Below are 24,047 nucleotides of genomic sequence, written 5' to 3'. Positions count from 1 at the left end.
GCTGGTTCTGCGACGGGTCAGATAGCGGGGAATTCCAGCTCGAAGGCGACGCCGCGGCTGGCGGGCAGGAGGCGGATCGAGCCGCCGTGGCTCACCATCACCGCCTGCGCGATCGCGAGCCCCATGCCGGTGCCGCCCGCATCGCGGCGGGTGGTGAAGAACGCGTCGAAGATCCGGTCGCGATTGGGCTCGGAAATCGGATCGCCGTCATTGCCGACAGTGACACGGATGCCGGACGTCTCGCCGACCGCCTCGATGGCCAGCGATTTTGCATTGTGACGGATCGCGTTGTCGGCCAGATGGGCCAACACGATCATGGCCTTTTCGGTGGACATGCCGATCGAACGTTCAAGGCAACCGCCGGCGCTGATGGCGAGAGCTGGAAACTGGTTCCTCAGGCCATCGATGACGTCTGCGAGCTGTGTCTGCCCGTTCTCCGGCACGCCCTGGGCGCGGGCCAGCTCGCGCAGCCGGTGGCTCATGGCCTCCAGGCGCTCCGCATCGCCGAGGATGTTCGACACGAAGTTCGTCTGCTCGCTCCGTGTGAGCGTCGCCGTCTTGCTGTGCAGCGAGTCCAGGAGCAACTCGGCGGCGCCCTTGATCGAGGTCAGCGGCGATTTCAACTCATGCGTCAGGTGCGCGGAGAAGGTGGCGATATAGTCGGAGCGGCGCGACAATTGCTGCGCCATGCCGAAGAAGCTGTCAGAGAGTTGCGCGAGTTCACGGGTGCCATAATGGTCCAGCGCCTTGAATGCATCGCGATCGCCACGGCCGATCTGCACGGCGCGGTCGACCAGCTCACGCATCGGCCGCGTGACAGTGCGCGAGAACACCAAGCCGATGGCGATTGTCGCCAGGACGACGACGATCGCGGCCAGCAGAAACTTGCCGCGTTCCCGATAGAGATGCTCGAAAATGTTGCTCGGCGTCCGCGACGCATAGATCACGCCGGCAACCCGATCGTTGACGATGACGGGCATTGCCGAGAAGACGTGGACACCGACGCCGCGGCTGATCGAATAGATCGGCGGCGGAGGCTTGTCGGGGATACGGATGCGCAGCGCAGCGCTATACTGGCCGCGTAACGCCGCCGCCACCTCTTCGATATGGGCGAGGGATTGTCCGACCTCCTGGCGTCCCGCGATGACGACGCCTTGCGGATCGAGAATCCGGAAGCCCGCCAGCGTCACTTTCTGGGTCTCCAGCACGAGGGGCATGAGCCGCGCGCCGATGGCGATGTGAGCCGGATCTGCCGGCTTGGGCGCAGGAAGCGCGTCGGGCCGTCGCCGCAGAAGATCGTTGCCGGCAAGATCGAGCTCGGGCCGGATCGGCGTCACCTGATCGCCCGGATCGGGAAGCGCCTCGGGTGGAACTGCGGCGCCGAGCGGGATGCCATTGGCAAGCTGCGCCTGCACGTCCCGTGCATAGATCACAGCCAGCACGCGGCTCTGCGCGATCAGTTCGGCCTGGGTCTGGCGAATGAGCTGGTTGTCATAGAGCCGGAAGAAGAACAGTCCGAGCAACGGGAGCACGGCGACCAGGGCAAGCACGGCGAAGATGACGAAGCTGAGCGAAGGGCGCCACTTCTGTCGGGCACGGAAAGACGTCATGCGGGAGGCTCGCACCTGCCGAGCTTGAACCCGACGCCATGCACGGTCTCGATGACATTGTCGCATTTCACCGCGGCGAGCTTGGCTCTGATGTTGCGGATATGGCTGTCGATGGTGCGGTCGGAGACCTGGATATTGAGCTGATAGGCTGCGCTCATGATCTGCTCACGGTTGAACACCGCGGTAGGTCGCGTCAGGAACGCGCGCAGGATGCCGAACTCGATCGCGGTCAGATGCAGCGGCGTATCACCGAATGTTGCGACGTGCTGTTCGGGATCGACCGAGAGCTGCCCCTTGGAGAGGGCACCCGATTCCGGCACGCCCGGCCGTGGCGCCAGCCGTCGCAGAATCACATTGACCCGCGCGACGAGTTCGCGCGGGCTGAAGGGCTTGGTCACATAGTCGTCGCCGCCGATCTCGAGCCCGAGGACGCGATCGATCTCATCGTCGCGGGCGGACAGGAACAAGATCGGCACGTCGGATGATTTGCGGATCTCCCGGCAGACATCGAGGCCGTCGAATTCCGGCATGCCGATATCGAGCACGATCAGGTCCGGTGGCTCGGCGGAAAACCGGGCCAGGGCCTCCTTCCCATCGCGCGCCTCGCTGACGTTCATACCCGCCTTTTTCAGAGCGACGCGGATGACCTCCCGGATATGGAGGTCATCGTCGACGACAAGAATGCGGTTGGTCACAAGTTCACTCCGGATACGAAGCCATCTAGCTCGCGGCTGAACCCTGCTGGCGATCCAGCATGCGCTGGAGCCGCCAGTTGCGGAAGCCCCAGCTCCGCCAGGAGACCATCCGCTCGCGCTGCTCTTTTACAAGGCAATTGCGGTGGTAAACAAGGATGGGATCGAAAGCGTGGAGCGCGAGCCCTCGATCGATTGCCGGGAGGGCCTGTGGCCCGAGCCGGACCAGATAGTCGATATCCAGGTTGACCCCGTTGCCCGAGGCTTCCCGGCTATGGCTGATGTTGTAGTCGGCAATGATGGCGGCAAAATTGACCAGGGAGCAGGTGTAGAGGACGATCGTCAATGCGAGCAGGTTGGTGCGGATCAGCCAGTCGTTCGAGCGCTGCAAAACGATACGCGCCAGGATCAGGACCAAGCCGCTCACGACGAGCAGCATCCAGATGAAAGCCGAGATCCGCCAATAGGTGAGCAAGTAGATCTGGACGTAAAGGTCAAGCCGGAGCATCGACGAGATCACCAGCAGGACATTCTGTCCGATCCAGACGTAAACCAGTGCGCGCATCGCGCGCGACCGCTCGGCGGAACCACCCGGCCGCATGGTCACCAGGACGAAACCGGCGGCCAGCAGTGCGGTGACGATGAGCGGATACGCGCCACGATGAGCATAGGATGCGTAGGTCACGTCGGCGGGCAGCGTCCCGTTGCCCCAAAGATAGATCAGGTCGAGGATGGTCTGGATGGAAAACAGCAGGTTGAACAGGATCAGTGAGCGCAGGACCGTGCCGACGCTGAGCAGGTTCGTGATTTCGGCCGCGCGCGGCGGATCGTTCGCGGCAAATTGGCGTCGGGGGTCCGCAAGCTCCGTATTACTGCGCCATTTGACTTGGATGAAGGGCCATACCAGTGCCAGCGCCGCGATCCAGAACAGCGTACGGCTGATGCTGAGATAGGAGGACGGGTCACCCGGATTCAGCTGGCCGATCCATTTCGCCAGCAAAGGGTTTGCTGCCACGAACAGCAAGATAAAGAGGCTTCCGAGCACCAACGGCACGCACCACAGGGTGAAGCCCCTGGTGAGCACTGGCCAATTGAATGCGGAGATCGCATCCTGGAATAGTCTGAAGGGGCCGACCAGATAGAGATCGAGCAGGGAGGAAGCTCCCGCGGCGAGACCGTCGAGATGATGATTGGTCGTTAGCATCAGCGCAGCGCCGAGCGCGAGGACAACAATGGCCAGTGAAGCGGCGTTGAACTCTTCGATCGCAGGCAGCAGTCCGGCGAGCAAGATCGTTCCGGCGAGCAGCAATCGGCGATAGTCGAGATTGCCAAGATTGATGAACAGCGACGCGGAGGCGAGCGCGGCAGCAAAGATGATGACGGAAAGTCCGAGACGCTGGTCGTAGAACAGCCAATCGGCCAGCGCCGCGAGAGCGAGCGTGGTCGCAATCTTGACCGGAAGCGGCTTGTCGTTGATCGACCGGGTTTTGATCTCAGGTGGCGCAAGGCTTGTCATGATGACCTCAGGATCGCTGGGGTGTGTCGGCCGCAGCGTCTCGATCCGCTTGCTTGGGTTTGGGATCGAGGTGCCGCTCGGACGAACCTTGAGGCGTACATGTGCAAATGCCTGGAACACGATCTGCAAGAGTTCAGGATTCTTATGCAGATTGCGTGCAGACGCGACTTATCGGCTCGCGCCAGTGAATCCCGTCTGATACGGACGCATCAGGTCTGCTTCTTCAGTCATGCGTGGCTCCATGCAAATCGTCCGTACTACGTTGCTCTGGATCGTTGGGCTTGTATTCGTGCTTGTGGGCATCAACAGCAACGATCCGTATCTGGTGCCGATGCGTGGGATGGGCAATCTGCTGCTCGTGATCGCAAGTGGCGCCGTCGTGTTCATGTTGCTCCGCCTCGGCGGATGGCGCGGGCGGCCGTGGGCAGGAAGGCTCCTGGTCATCCTGTGGTGTATGCCGCCGCTCGTGCTGCTGGCAGCGCACGGTGTGTTCGAATTTCGCAAGCAGCGGGTTCTGCGGACCGAGGCGGCGCTCGCGCGGTCGCTCGGGCAGCATTTCATCGTCGGCTATCGGTCGCTGGACGAGGTCGCTCCGCTGGCAGAAAAGGGATTGATTGGGGGGATCTATGTCACAGGGCGCAATGTTGCAGGCCGGACGGCCGAGGCATTGAAGGCAGAAATCGCTGCCTTGCAGGCGAGGCGGCGGGCGGCGGGGCTGCCACCGCTGATCGTGGCGACGGATCAGGAGGGCGGCATCGTCTCTCATCTGGCACCGCCGCTGACGCGGCTGCCCGCGCTCGCCTCGTTGGTCGACCTGGCGCCGGACCAGCGAAAGGCAAAAGCAGAGGAGTTCGGGCGTATCCATGGAAGCGAGCTGGCGTCGCTCGGTGTCAACCTCAATCTTGCTCCGGTGCTCGACCTTCGGCCGGAAGCAAAGCGCAATCGGCTTGATTTCAACACGCTCATCAATCAGCGGGCGATTTCAGACGATCCCGCCAAGGTCAGCGCGATCGCGGACGCCTACATCCACGGCCTCGAGTCCGCCGATGTCAACGCGACCGTAAAGCACTTTCCAGGATTGGGCCGCGTGCGTGCCGACACGCACCATTTCACAGCTGATCTCGATACGCCGGTCAGCGAACTGGAAGCGAGCGACTGGCGTCCGTTCCGCGACGTGTTGTCGACGACCAGCGCACGCTTGATGGTCGGGCACGTGGCAGTGAGTGCTCTCGATCCTCGACGGCCCGCGTCGCATTCAAAGGCGGTCATCGACGGATTGATCAGGAAGACCTGGAACTACCAGGGCCTCGTCATGACGGACGACCTTGTGATGGGCGCAATCTATCAACACAACGTTTGCACAGCGGTTGTCGAGGCGCTGAACGCCGGCGTTGATCTCCTGCTGGTGGCCTATGACGGCGCGCAGTTCTATCGTCTGTTTGCGTGCGCGACCGACGCGGCTGCACAAGATGGACTCGACGCTATCATGTTGCACGACAGCGAGGCGCGGCTAAGGCGGGCCTCGTTGATCGACTAGAGCCTCTTTCTTTCCGATTGGAACGGGGCTCAGGAATGAGCTCCGACCGCCGATTTGTTGTCCTGCTGCTTCGACCATGAGACGTAGTAGGCGACCGCAGTCATTGCGGCGAGGCCGGCGATGCTGACCGCGACCTGTCTCGCCACCGAGTTCGGGCCGGTGATGAGGACCAGATGCGCGGCAAAGGACAGGAAAACGCCTGCACAGAACACGGCGAGCCACTCCTCGCCGCACTTGATGATCGGCTGCAAGGCGTAGGATCGTAAATACGCCCAGTTGCGCGGCACCAGCAGGGTGAACAGGAACGTCAGCGTAAGGAAATGCAGGATGCGGTGTGGCGCGACATCCTCCCTGTCGCTCGGCAGGAGCATATCGGTCAACCCGGCCGGCATCGCCTGGGCGAGTGCCGGGATATCGCGGCTCACGACAATCGCGAGCGCGAGCACCAGATACAGCAATGCCGCGGCGCGCAGCGCGGGAATGTTCTGCAACGAACGGATCGCAGGTGCGTATCGCTGGCCGACGAGCGCAAGCCAGCCACCCATCACAAACAGCAATTGCCAGCAAAACGGGTTCAGGTACCAACGGCCATCCGGGTATGACGTCAGGTTCCAGTCGAGCACGCGAGCGGTCGCATAAAGCGCGGTGGAGCCGGCGAGCGTTGCGTTCGGTACGTAGAACAACCCGCACACAATGATGGGCTGGAACGCCATCAGGACGATAATGAGTTGCAGGACATCGAGATTGAGCGGCTTGGCCTGCAGGAACAGGCCGTAGATCAGCGTCCGGATTCCGTGATCGATGAAGCCGGTGATGTTGAATTCGCTGATGATCTCGGGGGCCGCGGTCCGGGCCGCAACATAGCTGATCAATTCGACATAGATGACGAACAGAACGATATAGGCGGCGTAGAGCTGCCACACGCGCCTGAAGATCCGGGTGGCAGCCACCAGCATGCCGCGTTCCACCGCCATCCTCGTGTAGATCAGCGTCGTCGCATAGCCGCCGACGAACACAAACAGGTCCGTTGCGCCGCTGAAGCCGAAATTGCGCATCGTCAGCGCGTTGACGACATTGTGCGGGACATGGTCGAGGAACAGAAACCAGTTCGCGATGCCGAGCAGCAGCGCAATCCTGAGATCGCTATCCGCCGCGGCGATCTCGGCATTTTTTGTCGGATTCATCGGAAGCAGAAATCACCGGCCCGGGAAACGAGATCGCCAATCTACAAGGGAACCCACACGCAGTCCGAATAGACTTTGCGTGAACCCTATCTAGTTCGTTTCCGGTTCCGGCCAAGTGGGCCGTCATGGGAAAATCACGTTTTCGAAATCACCACGCGGGCGGCCTGGACATCAGACCGGTTCGTGTTTGCGCAGATCGCGGGCGTGGTCAAGTGTATTGGCTTGCAGGTTCGCCCCGGTGAGGGAGATCTCAGGCAGGGCGGCCTCGGCAAGGATGTCGTCCGTGATGTCCTCGACCGATGATTCGACGATCTCATGGATGAAGCTGATGTTCGCGTATTCGCCTGACGCGATCCGCGAGACGACCTCGCGTCGCGTCAGTTCGGGGTCGACGATCGCCTCCCGGCCTCTGCGGCCATAGTCGATCATCACGACAAAATACTGCATTGCCAATCGTTCGGTGCGTTTCACTGTCACCGGCGATTATTTCGGATAATCGTAAGTTTGTCAAGCGATATTGTCGACATGCGAGACTCGGCGCAACTGGCCGGACCGATTCGGCGTGAAGGCACGCGAATCGGTCCGTCCGGTTCTGACGCAGTTACTTCTCGGACGATCGTCCGCCCTGTGCCTTGCCGGACTTGCGGCCCTTCGACGCCGTCTTGCCGCGCAGCCGTTCGATCTGGCCGCGGGGCAGGGTGACGCAAATCTCGCCGATCCATTCGAGCTTTACGCCGTTGATCGGCTTGGCATTGAAGCTCTTGAGGTTGACCGTACCGGAAGAACTGCCGCGTTCGATCGTCTTCAGATAGCGCTCGCCGCTCTTCAACCGAACCGCAGCTTCCTCCCCATAGAAGCTCGACAGCGGATAACGCTGTTCGCGATAGACCACGATGACGTCGCCATTCTCATATTTCGGCAGCATCGAATCGCCCGAAACCTCGAAGGCGACGGTCTCCTCAGTCATCGGGAACGGAAGTTCGACTTCGCCAAGACCTTCCGGCGGTACCTGCTCCAGTTCCGGCTCGATCGAGGCGCCGGCGCCGACCCGGCCCACGATCGGCACCGAGTTCAGCTCCAGATACTCGACGATCGGGGCGATCTCGGACGCCTTGATCAACCGTATTCCCGATAGGATTTCGGACACCGCTCCGGGCCGAACTCCCATTGCGCGGGCAAGCCCGCCTTTGCTCTTGCCTGTCTTTTCCAGTGCTCGTTCGATCAGTGCTGCATCCAGCATGGTTCATCCTCTCCAAACCCGGATACATCATTACCGTTACGATTATCAGAAATCAAGCTTGACTTTTTCTTCGGAATATCGGAAGCTGTGTGAGGCGCCGGCAGAATGACAAAAATGGGAATTTGGAATGGAAATGACGAACTGGCTGCCGGAGCACTCGGCAGCCCTGCAAAACCTGCGCGCCCGCGGCTTGTCCTATTCGGAGATCGCCGACGCGATTAACGCAGCATTCAACACGGCTTATACGCGTAACGCGGCGCTCAGCCGGGCACAGCGCATGGGGCTGGCGGGGCTCGATCGGCCCGAGCCGTCCCTGCCGGGGCGACTGGATCCGCCCAAGCCGCCCCCGCCGGAATTGCCACGAGGCGAATGCCTGCGCGAGCGCCCGGCCGAGCCGACGCTCGATCTGCTTGGTTCGCCAAGGATATTCACCGAGACGGTGGAGATGCCACCGCTTCGTTGCGCGGGGGTTATGCCGCGGCACCTCTCCCTGCTCGAGCTCGAACGCGGTGACTGCCGCTATCCCTATGGCGGAGACGCCGACGTCGAGACAATGACCTTCTGCGGTCATCCCTGCCGGCCGGGCGCGAGCTACTGCACCCCACATTTTCGCCTGAGCCGCGACCTCGAGGCCTCGGCGAAACCGGTACTCAACGATGGCTGGCTGCGAGCCGTCGGGGCCGGCTGAGACGGTTCATCTCCCGACCTCCGAACTTTCCATCCGCAACCGCGCGGAAGCCTCCGCGCGCTCATCAGCAGACATTTGGAGATCAGCAATGCCTCGCGCCAAACGCCGGAAGCCATACGACCCCGCTGGAGCGCACGATCGACGCGCCCAGGATCTGCCGTTCAACGCCGAGCTGGCCGCCGTCGAGGTCGACGATCCGATGGCGCTGGAGCCGGGCGACAAGATCGTTGCATTTCGCTCGATACGTAACGATCCGCTCGGCCGGCTGCATGCCCACCGCCAGATCGACGATACGCAGTATCGGAGCGGCCGGGCTTTTCAGAACGATTGGGAGAAGGCCGAGCGCGGCCCCCGCGCCGTGGATACGACCCGCGAATATGTCGATGGCGGCGAGCTGCGCGAGCCGATCACGGAACGACAGCGCCAGGCGACGCTTCGCTTGAATCGTGCCGAGCATGAGCTTGGCGCCGATGGCTCTGCACTGGTGCACGACGTTCTGATCCTCGGGATGACCATGGAACAGGTCGGGCAACGACGCGGACTACGCACGCAGCGCTGGCAGGACTATTTCGCGCGGCGTTTCAAGGAATGCCTGGATCGGTTGGCGCTGTTGTACGGGCTTGTCACGGTGCATCGGGTTCCCGCGAAGCACCGGCAATGCTGATTAAGCGTGATGTGCTCACGCGCCGGTTGCAACGCAAGCATCCGGCGCGGCACATCGCATCGTGTTACGGCACTGTGCTCTGCCTCACACTGAACTCGATCCTTGATTGTGGTGGACGACGTGCTTGAGCATGTCTTGCGGAAGATGGTCGACAGCGGCGCGGACTCTCATGTAACTTCGTTCGCGTCGACGACCTGCCTGCATCCGAGCGCAACGTGATTGCCTCTCGTGCGGGGAACGGTCTGGTACGTCCACCAGGGAGTTCGCAGCGACTAAGCCCGCTTACGTCCTGTCCTGCATCGCGAACATCACGAGTAACGTGGGTCGATGCCGGCGCGGAGTCCCACCACTTCACCCAAGGAGAACCGACCGATGAATCACACAGGAAACTGCTTTTGTGGCGCCGTCGAACTCAAGGTCACGGGCGAACCGGAGGCGATGGGTTACTGCCACTGCCGTTCGTGCCGTTCATGGTCCGGTGGCCCGGTGAATGCATTCAGCCTGTGGAAGCCTGAAGCAGTCGAGGTCACCAAGGGCGCCGACCACATCGCGACCTTCGAGAAGACCGCGATGAGCCAGCGCAAATATTGCACCAAATGCGGCGGTCACCTGATGACCAACCACCCGACGCTTGGGCTCGTCGACGTGTTCACGGCAACGATCCCGACGCTGAAGTTCAGCCCGGGCGTCCACGTCAACTATTCCGAGGCAGTGCTGCCGATCCGCGATGGCTTGCCGAAGTTGAAGGATTTTCCGGCCGAGTTCGGTGGCTCCGGGGAAATGATCGCAGAGTAGCGCGACGGTGCTTCATGACGGAGCGGGTGGCGACGGCGCGTCGTCACCCGCTACTCTTCCGCGGGCGGAGGTGCCTGACCGGCCTGCCAGTCTGCCGTTCTCCTGTTCAAGTCATTCTTTCGCATCGGCGCTCCGGCACCGCCAGGACAATCCTTGCCGATCGCAGCCATGTCAGGCGAAGGTCCCGCCCTGCAAAATCCGGGTTTGGTCTTAACGATGGGCTTCCGCTAAAAGGCGTGCGGCGGCGGTCCTGCCAGGGTCGCGGTATTTCGCCTGACAAAATAACAGAGGAAGCGTCGGATCATGACCGGACCAGAATTGCCAGGGCGCGCGCCGCGCGGGGAGGGAGTTCCGACGGCGCTCGATGGCCTGCTGGTTGTCGACTTCACTCGCGTCGTCGCGGGGCCGGCCTGCACGCAAACGTTGGCCGATTTCGGGGCCGAGGTCATCAAGATCGAGAATCCGGACGGCGGTGACGACACGCGCGCTTACGAACACGCCGAAATCGGCGGAGAAAGCGCGGCCTATCTGAGCCTCAACCGCAACAAACGCGGCATTGTGCTCGATTTCAATAATCCCGCTGCGCTCGAGGTCGCACGCGAACTGATTGCCAAGGCCGACGTCGTGGTAGAAAACTTCTCCGGCGGCGTCATGAAGAAATTCGGTCTCGACTATGCGTCGGTGGCGCCGACCAATCCGCGGCTGATTTATTGCTCGATCTCCGCCTATGGCCGCAAGGGCGATTTCGCGCTCCGCCCCGGCTTCGATCCGATCACGCAAGCTGAAAGCGGCTTCATGTCGCTGAACGGCTTTGCGGACGGCGAGCCGGTGCGCACTGGTCCGCCGATCGTGGACATGGCAACGGGCATGTCGGCCTGCAATGCCATCCTGATGGCGTTGATTGCGCGCGATCGGCTCGGTCAAGGCCAGCAGGTCGAGGTCGCGTTGATCGACACCGCGGTGTCAATGACCGGCTTCTACGGCATGGCCTATCTCATCAACGGTAACAACCCGGGCCGCTTCGGAAACTCTCCGAATGGTTCTCCGACGGTCGGCGTCTACCGGGCGTCCGATGGTCCGCTCTACATGGCCTGCGCCAATGACCGGCTCTATCGCCGGCTTGTCACAGACGTGCTGGAGCGCCCGGATCTCATCACCGATCCCGAGTTTGCTCAACGCAAGGCGCGGACCGCCAACAAGGAGAAGCTGCGCGGCATCATTGCCGGCGTGTTTGCCAGCGACACGCTGGAGAACTGGATGGCGAAGATGAAGAAGGCCAACATTCCGGTTGGCTATCTGCGAACGGTCGAGGAGGGCTTCAACGCGCCCGAAGTGCGCGACCGGGATCGTCTCAGCAAGATCGCGCATCCGACCGCAGGCTCGGTTCCGAACATCGAGTCGCCGGTCAGCATGAGCCTGACGCCGGCGGTCGACCCGGTTGCCGCTCCACTGCTCGGCCAGCACACGCGTGATGTATTGAGCAGGACGCTCGGCTACGACAACCGCCGCCTCGCGGCATTGGCCGAGGCAGGCGCATTCGGCAAGGCCGGGAATACAGGTTAACGCGGTCGGGGCCGCGCCGTAAATTCAGCATCCTTACAACAAGCTGACGGCAGACGAGAGCAATGCCTCTCGCCTGCTGGAATGTCGTTCAAGCAGGCAACTCCCCGACCCGTGCCGACGGACGGCCAGGGAGCTGGAACTGGCCCGTGCCCCGGGTCTCAGTTCGGCTTGCTGCGCAGGTTGTTCCTTGGCATACTTTCAACTTCTTCGGGCTCCGCCCGATCGATCTCGAGGCGTGCCATCCGAAGTATGAGGGTTGCCGTGGTCAGGCCGAGGCGTTCGGCCTCTTGTGCTGCGGTGTCGACCTTCTGGGCCAAGCCTTCACGTTTACCTGGGTATGCCATTCGTGATCCTCACTTAAGGTGCGAGATGAAAAATCCCACATACGTTGCAGAGCTGCAGAAGAAGCTCGGAGCTCCATCGAGCGAAACACTGGAAAGCCTGCGACTGTTGAAGGCTTTCCTTCGACTTGCGCCCGGCCAGCGTTGCGAGGTCATCGAGCTGGTCGAACGTTTGGCGGTTGAGCCGCCACGCGATCCTTCACTGTCCTGAAGTGTTCGCGTTTTCTCCCGGATATCAGGTGTTGATCGGCTTGGCGGGCGGCTGCGTCGCGATCACGTAGATTGCGCCGCCCTCGAGCGCCTCGGATTGATGCCGGGTGCCGGCAGGCAGCAGGATCGTGTCGCCGGCACCGACCACGCGTTCGCCACCATCCCAGGAGAAGTTCAGCCGGCCGCTGACAATCATCAGAATTTCGTCGACCGGATGGGTATGGAAGTGATGCACCTTGCCGGCCGCGTCATGCTGCAACTCCACCGAACCCTGTGCGGGAAGCAAGTTCAGGATTGCCGGATCGATGGCAAAATCAGTCTTGGTGCCTGCGATGATCTGGGTCATGCCGCCTGTTCCTTGTTCGCAATGGTTGGCGTCTTGTTTTGCGCGAGTTTGGCGAAGGGGCAGCCGGCGCTCGCATTGTTGTCGTCTTGCAGGAAGTACTGCTGATATTCCCGGCCATCGGTCGCGCCGTAGCGGCCGAGGAGCGGGGAGGGGCTCGCGCTGTCATAAGGGACCAGGCGCTTGCGCACCTCTGCGAATGCGGCGGTCGCCGCTTTCTCCGTCCCGAGAATCTTCTCGAACACCCAGCGCGGCTGGAACGTGAGCATGAAGGCACTGGATCGGCGGCTCTGCCGCATCACATGCGCAGGCGTCGTGCAAACGACGAAGATCGGCTCACCCGCAAACGAGAACTCCCACATCGGATGGTCGATCTGTTCGGGAATCTCTGATGGCCACGGGTTCTTGTCGAGGCGCGCGAGCTGATCGAGCGTCAGCCACATCTTGCGGTAATAGGCGTCGAGCGTCTGTACGGGGCGCGGCCGCGTGAACACGATCAACGAAGTGTTGGGACCAAACGAGCGCGCCTCGGAGACATATTGTGCGAGCTGTTCGCCGAGCACGGCGACGTCATACGGATCGAGGAAGAGGTAGCGGAGCTGGTCCTGGCGATGTCCGGTGACCCCGAACACGCAAGGGAACGGCCGTGCTTCGCTGCTCATCTGTGCTTCAAACTCGGAGAACATCACGCTCTGCCAGCTGCTGACCGGAAAGCTTGACGCAACATCGCCTTTTCTCAAGAACAAGCGCTCCATAACACCCCCTGTACTCATAACGACACTAACGGGCTATCAACTTACTTCTCATCAGCAGCGGTCCGGCAATGCCGGGCAGCGACATGAGGAGCAGAATGACAATCAAGGCGCAGTAGCCTCCGTCACCGATCACGGCTGCGTTGTGCACGGCGTCGGTCCCGGAGCCATGGCTCGCAGCAAGCATCGCGAAGCCGATGATGGGTTGCGAGATGCCGGCGAAGATTCCGGCGGCCGTGGTGTTGACGGAAGCGCCCACGCCGATGAGATCGGCTGTGTAGAGCTTCTTGACGCATTTCAGCACCAGCGGGACCGTGCCGCCGGCGACGAGGCCCAATGCGGTGAACACGACGGTGACGTAGACGAGCCCGAATGTCTGAGCGATCGGCGGCAGCAGCAGCGCGATCAGCAGCATGCGCAATGCGCAGATCTGGATCAGCGCGCGGTCGAGTGCAGCTGCCGCGCGATCGGCGACATGACCCAGGAAGACCGAACCGAGCGCATTGCCGATCATGAAAGCGAGCAGCGGCGTGCCGGCGGCGGTCGGGGAAATATGGAAGAAGTGCGCAACCATCGGAATGCCCCAGACGCCCGACAGCGTCGTCACGACCGCAAAGTGCGAGGCGAACGTCATTGCGCAGCCCCAGTTCGCGACGTGGGCAAGTGATCGCCGCGCGGCACCCACGACGCCTTTCAGCGTCTTGTTGCTGTGCGAGACCGGATCGGGCTTCAGCGCAAGCTTGGCGAAGGCGAGATTGGCAAGTCCGACACAGGCAATGAACAGGAAGCAGGCCCGCCAACCAAAGCCGGAGACCGCGGCGGCCAGCGGCGTGGTGGCAATCACGCCTCCGACATAGCCGGAGACCTGCGAGATGCCCGACATCATACCAAACCGCTCGTCGGCGAAGCTCTGCGCCACGAGCTTCAGGAGCGCGGTGAAGACCAGCGCATCACCACAAGCGACGATCAGGCGCGCGGCAAAGACGTCGAGCAAATTCGGCGCGAGCGCGAACGCCGCGCTGCCGAGCGACGAGGCGATCATGCTGGCGAGGACGACGCGCTTGACGCCGAAACGGTCGACCAGAAGGCCGGCCGGAATCTGCATCAGGGTGTAGCCCCAGAAGTAACTCGAGGCGAGCATCGCAACACCGGCGGCGTCGGTGTTGAAATCATGCATGAAGCTGAGGCTGATGGACTGCGGCGACACGCGCTGCAGAAACGCGATGGCGTAGGCGATCGCCACTGCCGTCCAGGCGAGATAGGCGCGATCGGTGAAGCGCGACGTCGGGGCGTAAACTGCTTGCTGTCCGAGCATCGTCATCAGACCCTCGCGTAACCGACTGAGAAAAGGGCGTCCGCTGAATTTGGAATCTTGCGCGACATCGCGGCGTCGACCAGCGACGCGGTGCCATGATAGGCCTGTCGATGGTGTTTAATGTGGCCGTAAGCACCACGCATGATCATGTCGGGCAATTCGAGCGGCTTGCCCGGATAGAGCGAGGTGCACATCTCGACACAGGCAGCCTGCAGTGCAGGATCCTGTGCATCGTCGAGCAACGATGGTGACACTTTTTCGCAAATTTTAGCGTTCGCGGCCCAGACGATCGGATTGCGGGTTCGCCAACCATAGAGCACGTTGCCGTCGGCTCGCTCGGCAGCGCCCGAGCACCTCAGCACTTCCGATGTGAAGAAGCCGTAGAAGCCGCGGCCTTGATGCGCCGGTAGCACTTCCGTGCCACTGCGATAGATTCCAAGTCCCGCCGACATCTTCAGGATGCGGTAAACCGAGAAGGCCACAAGGCCCGCGCCGCCATAGACGAGGATCAGGCTGTACTTCTTGTCGAAGGGTGAGGAGGCGGCGGTCCAGTGTGGTTCGCGAGCCTGCCAGTTGATGGCGATGATGCCGTTCATGGCATCCATCAGCGGTTGACGGTCGCGGATTTCCATCCGGGAGGCATCGGGTAGACTGTAGACCGCGTATTCCGTCCACGGCGATTTGATCGCCTCGTACTCGCTGCCCAGATGTCGCGACATCGCAGAACTCCAGCATTCCATCGCGAGCTATACAGGGGGGGCTCGAATGGCTTAAAGGACAATATGCCCTCGAAAACTGCCAAACCGTCCTGGTCTGAGCCGCGCGACAAGAAAGCGACGCGGCGGATCGCGATCGTTGCCTTTCCGGGCGTGACCTTGCTGGATATCTCGGGGCCGGCGCAGGTGTTCGCCGAGCTGGAGGCGATCGAGCTGCCGGGGCCGGACTATTCGCTGGCCTACTTGTCAGCCTCGGGCGGGTTGGTGCCGACCGATGTTGGCATGATGATCGATACCGCGCCGATCGACGGTATCGCGCCTGGCGAGGTCGATACGCTGGTGATCCCCGGTGGACCGGGCATCTGGAAGATCCGCAACGACGCCAAATTGATGGCCTGGATTGCGGAGGCGCTGCCGAAGGCCCGTCGAATCGCGTCGGTATGCCTCGGCGCATTCGCGCTGGCGTGGACGGGAATCCTGGATGGCAAGCGTGCTGCAACGCACTGGCGCTATTGCCCCCGCCTGCAGGACAGCTTTCCCAACATCCGCGTCGAGCCCAATGCGATCTTCGTCAAGGATGGACGGGTCTGGTCGTCGGCCGGCGTCAGCGCGGGCATCGATCTCGCGCTCGCCATGATCGAAGAGGATTTCGGCCACACCACAGCGCTCGATGTCGCGCGCCGGCTCGTGGTGTTTCTCAAGCGGCCGGGTGGTCAGAGCCAGTTCTCGACCGTCCTTGCAGCCCAGGCGTCGGACGTCGAGGGACGTTTCAGCGCGCTGCATGCGTGGATCATTGAGAACATCACGAGTGACCTCAAGGTCGAGACGCTGGCGGAGAAGGCCGGAATGACGCCGCGCACCTTTGCCAGGACCTATGTCAGCCGCACCGGCATGACACCCGCGAGCGGCGTCGAAGCCTTGCGCGTGGAGACCGCGCGCCTGCTGCTCGAAAGCCGGCAGATCGGCGGTGTGGTGGAGGTCGCCAAGCGCGCGGGGTTTGGCGATGACGAGCGGATGCGGCGAGCCTTCCTGCGTCACCTCGGTGTGTCGCCGACCGAGTACCGAAACCGGTTTTCGGGCAGCTAGCTCGCCTCGGCCGAGCTCAGCGGCCGCTTCGAAAAATCGATCTATCTCCCGAGCGAATAGCAGGCCTTCGCGAGCGGGATTCGGCGTTGAAGGTGGTAGCTTTTCCGGTTTGTCTGCGGCTAATGTGCCGGCCAAATCGGGAGAAGAAACACCATGAATGACGGGACCCCCATTCAGCAGGCGCGCAATGTCGAGCTCGGCGCCAGTGGCGAGGAATACCAGAACCTGCACGAATTCGCGCGAACGGCCCGCGCCAAACTCAACCAGAACGCCTGGGACTACATCGTCGGTGCCTCGGAGACCGAGACCACGATGCGCCGCAACAGAATGGCGCTGGATGAGATCGCGTTCCGGCCGCGCGTCCTGCGTAACGTCATCAACGTCGATCCCTCGACCGAGGTCTTCGGACGCAAGCTTCGGCTTCCCGTGATGATCGCACCGGTCGGCGCGCTCGAGATCTTCGATCCGGATGCGGGCGCGGCCGTCGCGCGCGGGGCTGGCAGATTCGGCGCGGCGCATATGCTGAGCTCGGTGTCCGAGCCTGGCCTCGAGAACACCGCCAAGGCGGCGCCTGATGCGCTGCGCATCTTCCAGCTCTATGTGCGCGGCGACGATGCTTTCGTCGAGGACGTGGTCAGCCGGACCATCGACAATGGTTACGCTGCCTTCTGCCTCACGGTGGACACCGCCCATTACAGCCGGCGGGAGCGCGACATCGCCAAGCGCTATGTCCGCGAAAGCCGCATTCGCGCCACCGGTGGCGATTTCCAGAAGGGACTGGAATGGCGGACGGTGAAGCTGATCAAGGACAAGTTCAAGATTCCGCTGATCCTCAAGGGGATCGCCACCGCCGAAGACGCCAAGATCGCGCTCGATCACGGGGTCGACTGGATTTACGTCTCAAATCATGGCGGACGGCAGCTCGACCACGGCCGTGGTTCGATGCATGTGCTGCCCGAGATCGTTCAGGCCGTGGCCGGCCGAGCCAAGATCATGGTCGATGGCTCGATCTGCCGCGGCACCGACATTGTGAAGGCCATCGTCTCGGGGGCCGACCTGGTCGGGATCGGCCGCCTGCAGTGTTTGGCGCTCGCCGCGGCCGGAGAAACCGGCATTGTCCGGATGCTTGAACTGCTGGAGGATGAGGTGATCCGCTGCCTCGGTCTGCTCGGAGCGACTCGCTTCGCCGAACTGGACAAGTCCTATTTGCACCCGGCGATGCCGACCAATCTGCCGAGCGTGTTCAGCGCATTCCCGCTGCTCGATATCGAGCCGTACCGCTATTGAGCGGTTACGAGAGACGCTTGGAGCAATGAGGCGATCAGGGCGCGCGGCACCCTGATCGCTTCAGCTCGCCATCAATCTGTGGTGTCCTTGAAGCTGCCGCGGCAAAGACAAAGTCTGATCCAATTGCCGCACTAGTCGATGCGAATGGCCAATAATCCATTTGCTGAATTTGCACTCGAACGCGCGATCGCCTTGCGCTGGACCTTGCGGGACATCCAGGCCCGACGACTCAAATTGTCACCGGTCAGCGACGAGGATCTGCAGGTGCTCACGGAGCTCGGTCTGGTCGAACTGCACGACGACGAGCCGGTGCTGACAGAGGCGGGGGCAGCAGTGTTGAGCGACTGAACAGGCCGATGGGCTAGCGCGCGTTCAGAAAGCTCTCGCCGGAATTGCACGGCGTGCACTGGTAGGTCAGCACGTCGTAGACTTGATCGCGCGGCTCGATCAAGGCCAGGCGCATGTGCTTGCCGCACTTCATGCACGGCATCTCTATGCTGGTCTTGAATCGGGTGCAGGTCGGTGTCGGCCGAAAGGCGCGCAGCATCGTATCCCCTCATTCCCCAAGAGACGCGAACGCGACCCAAACGAAGTGCTCGAATCACTATGCCACAGTGCTGACATGATTGGAATCGGCCAGCGAGCTGGCCACGTGGTGCAGGTATTTTTTCCTCACGGCAGGAACGGGCGGGGACCGCCGTTGTTGATGATCCGGCGCTGACGCCGTCACAATCTATGCTAACGTCGGGCGGACGATCTTTCAGGGGGCGCGATCATGATTGAGCCGAAGCTTGAAGTTCCTGCCGAGTTGCGCGATCTCGCGGAAAAGACCATCGATCAGGCCGAGCAGGCCTTCAGCCTGTTCTTCGATGCTGCGAGCAAATCGATGACGGCGATGCCCGGCACCGGGACCGAGATTTCCAAACAGGCGCTGTCGTTCACCGAGCAGAATATGCGGGCAGCGTTCGAGCACGCACGCAAGCTGGTGCACGCGACCGACCTGCAGGAAGCGATGCGGATCCAGTCGGAGTTCCTGCGCAGCCAGTTCACCAATGCCGGCGAACATATGCGGCAGATCAGCGGGAGTGTGATGTCCGCGACCAAGGACGCCACCAAAGGCAAGTTCTAGGGCAGGCCTTCGGCAAGCTGTACCTAGCGTCGGCGGGCTGCGGCGACGCCGAGCAGGAAGGCGACGAACAGGCTGGCAAGCGGCGCCTCGCGCGTCACCGCACTCAATGTTGCAAGCGCGCCGCCTGGTCGGCGCGAGGTTGCGATTGCATCGCTGAGGCGATCGGCGGCTGCTCGAAGTCCCTCCGACACCTCGGTGATGGTGCGTGAAACGTCCGTCGCAGCGTCAATTGCTCGCTCGCCGAGGCTGGGCTGCACGAGGCTGGGCTGAAGTGGGGATTCACGTGTTTTGGAACTCATGTGCGGTGCCGCGATCTCACAGAAGGCAAGGTGGCCGCCACCTTTGGCTATCCGCGCGTGCGCGTGTTCTGAACAGCGGGTCGATGACCTTTGGCTATCCGCGACAGGCGCCGTTATGAACGGCGGGTGACGGCCACACGTCGTAGCAATGCCGCAGCCATGGATTGGTTCCACCAACCAGCCTTTCTTTCTGAGTGGAATGCGGAAACTTGCGTGCGGGTCGCGGCTTGTCTCCGTGGAGGAGACGATCATGGCAATGCACGCGCGCGGGATGACGGAAGGCAGTTCGGCCGGGCATCGAAATCGGCACGGCGGTCCGCCGCTGCTGGCCGCCGCCGTGGTTGCGATCCTCGGCGTGCTCGGCATGCTGATCGTCGATCACGGTCCGTGGAGCAAACCGAGGCTGCAACCAGCGGCATCCGCCAATTTTTCAACGACCGGGGAGGCGGCGCGTGCAGCCGGCGCGAAGGTGTTGCCGACCGAGCCCAAGCCATCGATTGAGCCCGTTCCGCCCGGCCCAAGGCCGGCCCAGCCGGCGAACCCGAGCACACCGCAATAGATGGAGGCTCGTGCGATTGCATCTCGACGCAGGTGCCTGGATTGAATTGACGCGTCGGGGCACCTCAACGGCACGATACGATCATCGGCGAAGGTTGAGGTGATCAGCGCACGCTGACGAGCATGCCCCACGCTGCGGCGAGCCCCGCACCGACGAGCACCAGCACCGGGCTGTCGCAGAAGATGCCGCCGTACTGGCACATGGTGGTGCCGAGCGAACCGATCTGATGATGACCCGCGGCGTAGAACAGGCCGGACAGCACCGCGAGCACGGCAGCAACGAAGTACATCGGCGCTTCCTCCTTGCAATGAACGTGCGGCTGCGGGTCTGTCTGACCTGCGCCAGCCAAATCGCATCGATGTGGATCCAAATACATGCGCCGTTGCCCCCTTGACGCGTCGGGCAACTCAGCAGCACACTGCCACCATCGCAACAAGCATAGGACGCCTGACCTTGGCTTGCGTTGCGATTCCGGATCACGCGCGAGAATTTCGATTGGGGCGGTTTCCCACCGTCGAAGCCGACGCATCCAATTTTACCGATCGCGTTCAGCTTGTGAAAATGGTTGACTCGTCGGGCAACTCAGGAGCATAATCCGAAAATCAGAAATTGTTGAGCCCGCGCGGAGCCATCCGCGACGGGCTTTTTGTTTGCCGTTTCACCAATTGGACGGCGGCCGCAACGTCACGACGCCACATCCTCCCAACCGTCGCCTGAGCGTCGTCTGCGCCGCCGTCCGAACCGTTGAAACGAGTACGAAAATTGGCCGGCGCGCGCGAACGCGCCGGTCCTGCGGCGCGGCGCAAGCCGGCGCCGCCCGCGGCCCCACTCGTCAGGGATAAGGTTCGCGCCCCAAAGATCGCCGCCCGCTGCGCGATCTGCCGCAGGTTTATTTCATCGTCGCATCGCGCGTGATTGGCCAATCAATGGGGGTTACATGACCGCTCATCTGATGTCGCTCCCGCTCTTCTGCACAAAAAATCCTAAACCATGCGCAACAAATGCTCGGATCGATGGACGGTACCGGCTGCATTTTCTCGCATAACTTTTAGAGGGCAGATATGCACCCCTGATTTGCTTCCGATGACCCTCGAGTATCCTCCAAACTCGCTTGGTTCAATAACGAGCAGTTGAGTGGTGATGGCTTATCTAAATGCTTTCGCGGGGACGATTCATGGACGCCGAGCAGATTTTCAACGCGTTACCGATGATCAATCATCTCTCTACGATTGCTGCTATCGGATGCGTGTTTCCAACGTATTTTCTTCATCTCCGTTCGGCGACTTACAGATTGATCCTGTGTGTGGGGATCGTCTTCGGACTTTCGACGTTCGCGATCGGAATCATGGTGGCGTTCGTTGGCCCGTTGGACGAGTTCGCACGGTGTATTGCAGTCGTTACACTTGCGTCGTTCTCGCCGCTCGTCGTCGTCCTGACCGCAATTCTTGTGGGGATCAAGCGGGTCTCTCGCGTCGTCTTGTGGAACACGGTTGTCTTGACGTGCGTCATTTTAGACTGGGCGGGAGTTTGTGCCTACTTCTGGGCTCTCTCGTAAACATTCGTTCACTGACCTGAAGCTCGTACCCAAAGAGTTTGACCATGGCCTCCGCTCCGTCCTACGGCAAGAAAACTCTGGCCTTGGTCCAATCCATGGCCCCCCAGATCACCGCTGCGGCAGCGAGGTATGGAGTACCAGCAGAAGCCATTGCCGGAGCTTTGGCTCAAGAGCAGTTCGATCAGACCGCAAGCTACGAAAACGAGATGAAGGCTCATCTCTCGTCTCTCTACGCAAATATGTCTCTTGGTAAAGTGTACGCGCGGGGCCTGGCAAAGAGCCCATTTAATGCGGAGCGGGGAGCTTCGGACCTCATTCTTGGAGAGTATCGTGCCAATCCCAACGCGATAACGGTTGGATCGGATGTCTGGACGAAGTTGGTCAACCCGCTGCTGGTCGATTACGGCCCGGCCGGCATGAAATTTCACAACGCTATTCAGGCAATTCTGAAAAATCCAGGTGATCCCGCCTTCACGCCCTATACGAAGAGTCTATGTTCGGCGGGCGTCGCCTTGCAGAATGGCAGCGACAAGGCGCTGACAGCATCAACGATCGCTGCCTATTTGCAGCATGGTTTTGGCGTTTATCAATCCAACATGAGCGTCAACGGCGATCCGACGACGGGAATCAACGCCTGGAACGGCTTGAGCCCGGAACTGCAACGGGCGTTGCTTGTGCAGTTTTACAAGCAAGGTCCGACCCCGGAGCGAGTGCTGAGAAGCAAGTCGAGTGCTGCGCAGCATGGCATTCCCTACGTTCCGCAGATTGGCGCTGACGGAGCTGGCGCGACATATCTGGCAAACCAGGCCGCAGGCGTTAGCTGACGGACCGGCCGACTTTGCGGACCGCTGGAGCGCGGCGCCGGCATCTGCGTCGAGGGGCGTCGCGGCTCGATCATTCGCTGCGCCACCCGATGATGCATCGCAAGAGGAAAGCAGCAAGAAAGCCGCTATTCGACGCCTGGTCCGTGTACCGATCGCAGGTGAGGGGCAAACTGCATTCGACGCCGGAGCGCCGGCCGTGCCTTTCGTTCCGTCGGCATCAATCGCGCCTCCCGACAGGCCCGCGACATTCGACGGACGGTTTCCCGCGTCTTATCCGCCGGCCGGCACGCCTTCGGCCTCGACGAGATCGCCGAGCCCATTCAGCGGACAGCCTATGCGATATCTGCCGCCGTCGGTGTTTGGCATTCCGGACAATTCCGGTGTTCCGGAGACGGATTCTAGTGATTGGCTGGCCAGCCTGATCCGGCCACGTCCTCGTCAGTGACCGTCCGGGCCGACCATCTCGGCAAGGCGGCGGCTCGGCGAGTATGCGGTCTTGCCTATCGGCAGCAGCTTCGTCGATCTTGAAAATTTCCACTGCAAACATCTACGAACCGCTGCAGGTGCTGGCGTATCGCATGTTACCGATCGCATTTAGTATGTAAGAACAGTTGACTCGTCGGGCAACTCAGGGGCATAATCGGAAAATCAGAAATTGTTGAGCCCGCGCGGAGCAATCCGCGGCGGGCTTTTTCTTTGCCATTTCACCAATCGGACGGCGGCCGCAACGTCACGACGTCACATCCCTCCGCCTGCGCTCGAGCGTCGTCAGCGCGCCGCCGTCCGAACCCATTGAAGCAAGCACGAATTGGCCGGCGCGCGCGAACGCGCCGGTCCTGCGGCGCGGCGAAAGCCGGCGTCGCCCGCGGCCCCACTCGTCAGGGATAAGGTTCGCGCCCCAAAAGATCGCCGTCCGCTGCGCGATCTGCCGCACATTCATTCATGGCCGCGTCGCGCGCTGTTGGCCGACTAACGAGGTTTGCATGACGACCTATCTGATATCGCTCGCGGTCGTGTGTCTGATCGCCATTGCATTGCTGGAGGTGGCATGAGCGCCGAGGTCATCCAGTTTATCCCACGACCGCGCCGGGATCGCGACCAGACGGACTTTCCCACGATCGCATTTCGCGCGGCGTTGCCTGATCCCGATACGGATCGCGCGGACACGGCGCCAAGTGAATATCTCCCGTCCGATTGGCAGGAGAAGTGAGGTGGCGAAGACGATTACACAGATGCGCGCTGATTTTCAGCACCTCCGGCGGTGGCGACGGAGCGTCGAGCAGGCGCAAAGCTATACATTCAAGGCGGTGATCACGGTTATCGCGACGGGCTTTCTTGGGGCTGTCTGGCTAGGCATCAAGGCCACGCTGGGAAAGTGAATTGCCGCTGACAGGTTGCAAATCCGATTGAAGTGCAGGCGACCATGAACCTCGGCACCGTGGCCGAGATTGAGAACTCTCGAGGCGTGGCATGTACCGGATACGTGAGGTCGATACGCAGGACGACGAGGTTACTGACTCGCTCGCCGAGCTTCATGACGTGATATTCTGCGACGGGACCCGCGCACCGGATTTCGAGCAGGGGCACTGGTGGATTGCCTTCCGCGGAGCGGCGCCGATCGCGTTCGCGGGCGTCGTTCCCTCGACCCACGTTGCAAACGCTGGATATCTATGCCGCGTGGGCGTCGTGATGCCGCACTGCGGTCACGGTCTGCAGGTGCGACTTACTCGCGCGCTGGAAGCACGGGCCCGGCGAACCGGCTGGAGTACGATCGTTTCGGACACGACCGATAACCGGATCTCGGCGAACAACTTCATCAGACGGGGATATCGGCTGTTCGAGCCGGTCTCGCCCTGGGCATGGCAACACACGCTATATTGGCGGAAGGAACTCGTCTGGAAGTCCCCCGGGTAGGGTAAGCCGTCTCGAGCAGCTCGATCACGTAGATCGCCCGGTGGCCGAACAGCCGCCGGGCCGCTTTGCGTTTCAGTAGTCCTGAATGGGCGCCCGCAGGCAGCCGTGCGTTCTGAGCATTGAATTCGCAGACGCGGGCCTGCGCGTCTTGATCTCCGGTGATCGATCGATAAACTCAGCCACACAGGCCCGATGGATCGCCTGCGCAAACGTCCTGAAGGTCGAGCG

General features: G+C 61.8%; 29 protein-coding genes and 1 pseudogene. 16 read left to right on the top strand and 14 right to left on the bottom strand.

Annotated elements, in window-relative coordinates; all coding sequences use genetic code 11:
• Positions 1-17: 17 nt before the first annotated feature.
• From CWS35_RS32380 to CWS35_RS32370, 3 genes are read right to left on the bottom strand one after another with little or no spacing between them, the layout of a single operon-like run.
• A complete protein-coding gene (locus CWS35_RS32380) occupies positions 18-1,610 on the bottom strand; it encodes an ATP-binding protein (protein WP_100955382.1) in 1,593 nt (530 codons plus the stop codon).
• Positions 1,607-2,305: a response regulator transcription factor gene (locus CWS35_RS32375; protein ID WP_024582039.1), complete on the bottom strand. Its 699-nt coding sequence runs from the start codon at positions 2,303-2,305 to the stop codon at positions 1,607-1,609. Before CWS35_RS32375 ends, CWS35_RS32380 begins: the two co-directional genes overlap by 4 nt.
• A 25-nt stretch (positions 2,306-2,330) precedes the next feature.
• A complete protein-coding gene (locus CWS35_RS32370; RefSeq protein WP_245439111.1) occupies positions 2,331-3,938 on the bottom strand; it encodes a DUF4173 domain-containing protein in 1,608 nt (535 codons plus the stop codon).
• 121 nt (positions 3,939-4,059) lie between these two features.
• On the opposite strand from CWS35_RS32370, the gene CWS35_RS32365 reads away from it, so the two are divergent.
• Entirely contained in the window at positions 4,060-5,355 is a 1,296-nt protein-coding gene (locus CWS35_RS32365) for a glycoside hydrolase family 3 N-terminal domain-containing protein (RefSeq protein ID WP_100955381.1), read from the top strand.
• 29 nt (positions 5,356-5,384) lie between these two features.
• Here CWS35_RS32365 and CWS35_RS32360 read toward each other — a convergent pair whose 3' ends face one another.
• The 3 genes from CWS35_RS32360 to CWS35_RS32350 all read right to left on the bottom strand — a co-directional run bounded on the left by CWS35_RS32360 (position 5,385) and on the right by CWS35_RS32350 (position 7,779).
• Positions 5,385-6,539, bottom strand: coding sequence for an OpgC domain-containing protein (locus CWS35_RS32360; protein ID WP_024582037.1), 1,155 nt, complete (start codon positions 6,537-6,539; stop codon positions 5,385-5,387).
• Positions 6,540-6,710: 171 nt separating this feature from the next.
• On the bottom strand, positions 6,711-6,986 hold the full coding sequence (locus CWS35_RS32355; protein ID WP_100955380.1) for a hypothetical protein: 276 nt from the start codon (positions 6,984-6,986) through the stop codon (positions 6,711-6,713).
• Positions 6,987-7,140: 154 nt separating this feature from the next.
• Positions 7,141-7,779 carry an XRE family transcriptional regulator gene (locus tag CWS35_RS32350; RefSeq protein ID WP_024582035.1) on the bottom strand — a complete coding sequence of 213 codons (639 nt, stop codon included), beginning with the start codon at positions 7,777-7,779 and terminating at the stop codon, positions 7,141-7,143.
• A gap of 127 nt (positions 7,780-7,906) precedes the next feature.
• On the opposite strand from CWS35_RS32350, the gene CWS35_RS32345 reads away from it, so the two are divergent.
• The 4 genes from CWS35_RS32345 to CWS35_RS32330 all read left to right on the top strand — a co-directional run bounded on the left by CWS35_RS32345 (position 7,907) and on the right by CWS35_RS32330 (position 11,489).
• Positions 7,907-8,467, top strand: coding sequence for a GcrA family cell cycle regulator (locus CWS35_RS32345; RefSeq protein ID WP_024582034.1), 561 nt, complete (start codon positions 7,907-7,909; stop codon positions 8,465-8,467).
• An 88-nt stretch (positions 8,468-8,555) separates the two neighbouring features.
• Entirely contained in the window at positions 8,556-9,131 is a 576-nt protein-coding gene (locus tag CWS35_RS32340; RefSeq protein WP_100955379.1) for a DUF6456 domain-containing protein, read from the top strand.
• Between the two features lie 372 nt (positions 9,132-9,503).
• Positions 9,504-9,926, top strand: coding sequence for a GFA family protein (locus CWS35_RS32335; protein WP_024582032.1), 423 nt, complete (start codon positions 9,504-9,506; stop codon positions 9,924-9,926).
• A gap of 300 nt (positions 9,927-10,226) precedes the next feature.
• On the top strand, positions 10,227-11,489 hold the full coding sequence (locus CWS35_RS32330; protein WP_024582031.1) for a CaiB/BaiF CoA-transferase family protein: 1,263 nt from the start codon (positions 10,227-10,229) through the stop codon (positions 11,487-11,489).
• Between the two features lie 158 nt (positions 11,490-11,647).
• Here the strand turns inward: CWS35_RS32330 and CWS35_RS32325 are convergent, their stop codons facing one another.
• On the bottom strand, positions 11,648-11,833 hold the full coding sequence (locus CWS35_RS32325) for a hypothetical protein (RefSeq protein ID WP_016847356.1): 186 nt from the start codon (positions 11,831-11,833) through the stop codon (positions 11,648-11,650).
• Positions 11,834-11,858: 25 nt separating this feature from the next.
• On the opposite strand from CWS35_RS32325, the gene CWS35_RS32320 reads away from it, so the two are divergent.
• Positions 11,859-12,041 carry a hypothetical protein gene (locus tag CWS35_RS32320; protein ID WP_080891104.1) on the top strand — a complete coding sequence of 61 codons (183 nt, stop codon included), beginning with the start codon at positions 11,859-11,861 and terminating at the stop codon, positions 12,039-12,041.
• A gap of 24 nt (positions 12,042-12,065) precedes the next feature.
• Here the strand turns inward: CWS35_RS32320 and CWS35_RS32315 are convergent, their stop codons facing one another.
• The 4 genes from CWS35_RS32315 to CWS35_RS32300 all read right to left on the bottom strand — a co-directional run bounded on the left by CWS35_RS32315 (position 12,066) and on the right by CWS35_RS32300 (position 15,169).
• Positions 12,066-12,386 carry a cupin domain-containing protein gene (locus CWS35_RS32315; protein ID WP_100955378.1) on the bottom strand — a complete coding sequence of 107 codons (321 nt, stop codon included), beginning with the start codon at positions 12,384-12,386 and terminating at the stop codon, positions 12,066-12,068.
• Positions 12,383-13,045 carry a YqcI/YcgG family protein gene (locus CWS35_RS32310; RefSeq protein WP_245438753.1) on the bottom strand — a complete coding sequence of 221 codons (663 nt, stop codon included), beginning with the start codon at positions 13,043-13,045 and terminating at the stop codon, positions 12,383-12,385. The genes CWS35_RS32315 and CWS35_RS32310 overlap by 4 nt, the downstream gene beginning before the upstream one ends.
• A gap of 118 nt (positions 13,046-13,163) precedes the next feature.
• Positions 13,164-14,456 (bottom strand): MFS transporter, encoded by a 1,293-nt coding sequence (locus tag CWS35_RS32305; RefSeq protein WP_024582028.1) that lies wholly within the window; start codon positions 14,454-14,456, stop codon positions 13,164-13,166.
• Complete coding sequence (locus CWS35_RS32300; RefSeq protein WP_168226414.1) at positions 14,456-15,169, bottom strand: hypothetical protein; 714 nt, start codon at positions 15,167-15,169, stop codon at positions 14,456-14,458. Before CWS35_RS32300 ends, CWS35_RS32305 begins: the two co-directional genes overlap by 1 nt.
• A 63-nt stretch (positions 15,170-15,232) precedes the next feature.
• Between CWS35_RS32300 and CWS35_RS32295 the strand changes: the two genes are divergently transcribed.
• From CWS35_RS32295 to CWS35_RS32285, 3 genes are all read left to right on the top strand, one after another.
• A complete protein-coding gene (locus CWS35_RS32295) occupies positions 15,233-16,252 on the top strand; it encodes a GlxA family transcriptional regulator (protein WP_024582026.1) in 1,020 nt (339 codons plus the stop codon).
• Positions 16,253-16,405: 153 nt separating this feature from the next.
• Positions 16,406-17,539 carry an alpha-hydroxy acid oxidase gene (locus CWS35_RS32290; protein WP_100955375.1) on the top strand — a complete coding sequence of 378 codons (1,134 nt, stop codon included), beginning with the start codon at positions 16,406-16,408 and terminating at the stop codon, positions 17,537-17,539.
• Positions 17,540-17,683: 144 nt separating this feature from the next.
• Positions 17,684-17,887 carry a hypothetical protein gene (locus CWS35_RS32285; RefSeq protein ID WP_029879284.1) on the top strand — a complete coding sequence of 68 codons (204 nt, stop codon included), beginning with the start codon at positions 17,684-17,686 and terminating at the stop codon, positions 17,885-17,887.
• Positions 17,888-17,900: 13 nt separating this feature from the next.
• On the opposite strand, the gene CWS35_RS32280 is transcribed toward CWS35_RS32285, so the two are convergent.
• Positions 17,901-18,086: a hypothetical protein gene (locus CWS35_RS32280; RefSeq protein ID WP_100955374.1), complete on the bottom strand. Its 186-nt coding sequence runs from the start codon at positions 18,084-18,086 to the stop codon at positions 17,901-17,903.
• Positions 18,087-18,314: 228 nt separating this feature from the next.
• On the opposite strand from CWS35_RS32280, the gene CWS35_RS32275 reads away from it, so the two are divergent.
• Complete coding sequence (locus CWS35_RS32275; protein ID WP_100955373.1) at positions 18,315-18,668, top strand: phasin; 354 nt, start codon at positions 18,315-18,317, stop codon at positions 18,666-18,668.
• A gap of 23 nt (positions 18,669-18,691) precedes the next feature.
• On the opposite strand, the gene CWS35_RS32270 is transcribed toward CWS35_RS32275, so the two are convergent.
• Positions 18,692-18,967 carry a hypothetical protein gene (locus tag CWS35_RS32270; RefSeq protein WP_100955372.1) on the bottom strand — a complete coding sequence of 92 codons (276 nt, stop codon included), beginning with the start codon at positions 18,965-18,967 and terminating at the stop codon, positions 18,692-18,694.
• A 271-nt stretch (positions 18,968-19,238) separates the two neighbouring features.
• On the opposite strand from CWS35_RS32270, the gene CWS35_RS32265 reads away from it, so the two are divergent.
• Complete coding sequence (locus tag CWS35_RS32265; RefSeq protein WP_100956840.1) at positions 19,239-19,526, top strand: hypothetical protein; 288 nt, start codon at positions 19,239-19,241, stop codon at positions 19,524-19,526.
• Between the two features lie 103 nt (positions 19,527-19,629).
• Here CWS35_RS32265 and CWS35_RS32260 read toward each other — a convergent pair whose 3' ends face one another.
• Positions 19,630-19,815 carry a hypothetical protein gene (locus CWS35_RS32260; RefSeq protein ID WP_024582020.1) on the bottom strand — a complete coding sequence of 62 codons (186 nt, stop codon included), beginning with the start codon at positions 19,813-19,815 and terminating at the stop codon, positions 19,630-19,632.
• Positions 19,816-20,700: 885 nt separating this feature from the next.
• Here CWS35_RS32260 and CWS35_RS32255 point away from each other — a divergent pair.
• From CWS35_RS32255 to CWS35_RS32235, 5 genes and pseudogenes are all read left to right on the top strand, one after another.
• A complete protein-coding gene (locus CWS35_RS32255) occupies positions 20,701-21,081 on the top strand; it encodes a hypothetical protein (RefSeq protein ID WP_024582019.1) in 381 nt (126 codons plus the stop codon).
• Between the two features lie 44 nt (positions 21,082-21,125).
• Positions 21,126-21,905, top strand: a complete 780-nt coding sequence (locus CWS35_RS32250) for a hypothetical protein (protein ID WP_100955371.1) — start codon at positions 21,126-21,128, stop codon at positions 21,903-21,905.
• Positions 21,906-22,953: 1,048 nt separating this feature from the next.
• On the top strand, positions 22,954-23,115 hold the full coding sequence (locus CWS35_RS39235) for a hypothetical protein (RefSeq protein ID WP_157817297.1): 162 nt from the start codon (positions 22,954-22,956) through the stop codon (positions 23,113-23,115).
• A gap of 19 nt (positions 23,116-23,134) precedes the next feature.
• Positions 23,135-23,284: pseudogene (locus CWS35_RS32240) on the top strand (terminase); the annotation flags it as partial.
• A 91-nt stretch (positions 23,285-23,375) separates the two neighbouring features.
• Complete coding sequence (locus tag CWS35_RS32235) at positions 23,376-23,819, top strand: GNAT family N-acetyltransferase (protein ID WP_100955369.1); 444 nt, start codon at positions 23,376-23,378, stop codon at positions 23,817-23,819.
• Positions 23,820-24,047 lie beyond the last annotated feature (228 nt).

Origin of the sequence: Bradyrhizobium sp. SK17, from assembly GCF_002831585.1 — a bacterium.
GTDB lineage: Bacteria > Pseudomonadota > Alphaproteobacteria > Rhizobiales > Xanthobacteraceae > Bradyrhizobium.
This window is presented reverse-complemented; position numbering and strand designations above follow the sequence as displayed.

Bases quoted from the DNA above. Each gene is read 5' to 3' on its own strand.
- CWS35_RS32380 (WP_100955382.1), bottom strand. From the start codon at position 1,610: ATGACGTCTTTCCGTGCCCGACAGAAGTGGCGCCCTTCGCTCAGCTTC.
- CWS35_RS32365 (WP_100955381.1), top strand. From the start codon at position 4,060: ATGCAAATCGTCCGTACTACGTTGCTCTGGATCGTTGGGCTTGTATTC.
- CWS35_RS32360 (WP_024582037.1), bottom strand. From the start codon at position 6,539: ATGAATCCGACAAAAAATGCCGAGATCGCCGCGGCGGATAGCGATCTC.
- CWS35_RS32355 (WP_100955380.1), bottom strand. From the start codon at position 6,986: ATGCAGTATTTTGTCGTGATGATCGACTATGGCCGCAGAGGCCGGGAG.
- CWS35_RS32350 (WP_024582035.1), bottom strand. From the start codon at position 7,779: ATGCTGGATGCAGCACTGATCGAACGAGCACTGGAAAAGACAGGCAAG.
- CWS35_RS32345 (WP_024582034.1), top strand. From the start codon at position 7,907: ATGGAAATGACGAACTGGCTGCCGGAGCACTCGGCAGCCCTGCAAAAC.
- CWS35_RS32340 (WP_100955379.1), top strand. From the start codon at position 8,556: ATGCCTCGCGCCAAACGCCGGAAGCCATACGACCCCGCTGGAGCGCAC.
- CWS35_RS32335 (WP_024582032.1), top strand. From the start codon at position 9,504: ATGAATCACACAGGAAACTGCTTTTGTGGCGCCGTCGAACTCAAGGTC.
- CWS35_RS32325 (WP_016847356.1), bottom strand. From the start codon at position 11,833: ATGGCATACCCAGGTAAACGTGAAGGCTTGGCCCAGAAGGTCGACACC.
- CWS35_RS32320 (WP_080891104.1), top strand. From the start codon at position 11,859: ATGAAAAATCCCACATACGTTGCAGAGCTGCAGAAGAAGCTCGGAGCT.
- CWS35_RS32315 (WP_100955378.1), bottom strand. From the start codon at position 12,386: ATGACCCAGATCATCGCAGGCACCAAGACTGATTTTGCCATCGATCCG.
- CWS35_RS32310 (WP_245438753.1), bottom strand. From the start codon at position 13,045: ATGAGCAGCGAAGCACGGCCGTTCCCTTGCGTGTTCGGGGTCACCGGA.
- CWS35_RS32305 (WP_024582028.1), bottom strand. From the start codon at position 14,456: ATGACGATGCTCGGACAGCAAGCAGTTTACGCCCCGACGTCGCGCTTC.
- CWS35_RS32300 (WP_168226414.1), bottom strand. From the start codon at position 15,169: ATGTCGCGACATCTGGGCAGCGAGTACGAGGCGATCAAATCGCCGTGG.
- CWS35_RS32295 (WP_024582026.1), top strand. From the start codon at position 15,233: ATGCCCTCGAAAACTGCCAAACCGTCCTGGTCTGAGCCGCGCGACAAG.
- CWS35_RS32290 (WP_100955375.1), top strand. From the start codon at position 16,406: ATGAATGACGGGACCCCCATTCAGCAGGCGCGCAATGTCGAGCTCGGC.
- CWS35_RS32285 (WP_029879284.1), top strand. From the start codon at position 17,684: ATGGCCAATAATCCATTTGCTGAATTTGCACTCGAACGCGCGATCGCC.
- CWS35_RS32280 (WP_100955374.1), bottom strand. From the start codon at position 18,086: ATGCTGCGCGCCTTTCGGCCGACACCGACCTGCACCCGATTCAAGACC.
- CWS35_RS32275 (WP_100955373.1), top strand. From the start codon at position 18,315: ATGATTGAGCCGAAGCTTGAAGTTCCTGCCGAGTTGCGCGATCTCGCG.
- CWS35_RS32270 (WP_100955372.1), bottom strand. From the start codon at position 18,967: ATGAGTTCCAAAACACGTGAATCCCCACTTCAGCCCAGCCTCGTGCAG.
- CWS35_RS32265 (WP_100956840.1), top strand. From the start codon at position 19,239: ATGACGGAAGGCAGTTCGGCCGGGCATCGAAATCGGCACGGCGGTCCG.
- CWS35_RS32260 (WP_024582020.1), bottom strand. From the start codon at position 19,815: ATGTACTTCGTTGCTGCCGTGCTCGCGGTGCTGTCCGGCCTGTTCTAC.
- CWS35_RS32255 (WP_024582019.1), top strand. From the start codon at position 20,701: ATGGACGCCGAGCAGATTTTCAACGCGTTACCGATGATCAATCATCTC.
- CWS35_RS32250 (WP_100955371.1), top strand. From the start codon at position 21,126: ATGGCCTCCGCTCCGTCCTACGGCAAGAAAACTCTGGCCTTGGTCCAA.
- CWS35_RS39235 (WP_157817297.1), top strand. From the start codon at position 22,954: ATGAGCGCCGAGGTCATCCAGTTTATCCCACGACCGCGCCGGGATCGC.
- CWS35_RS32235 (WP_100955369.1), top strand. From the start codon at position 23,376: ATGTACCGGATACGTGAGGTCGATACGCAGGACGACGAGGTTACTGAC.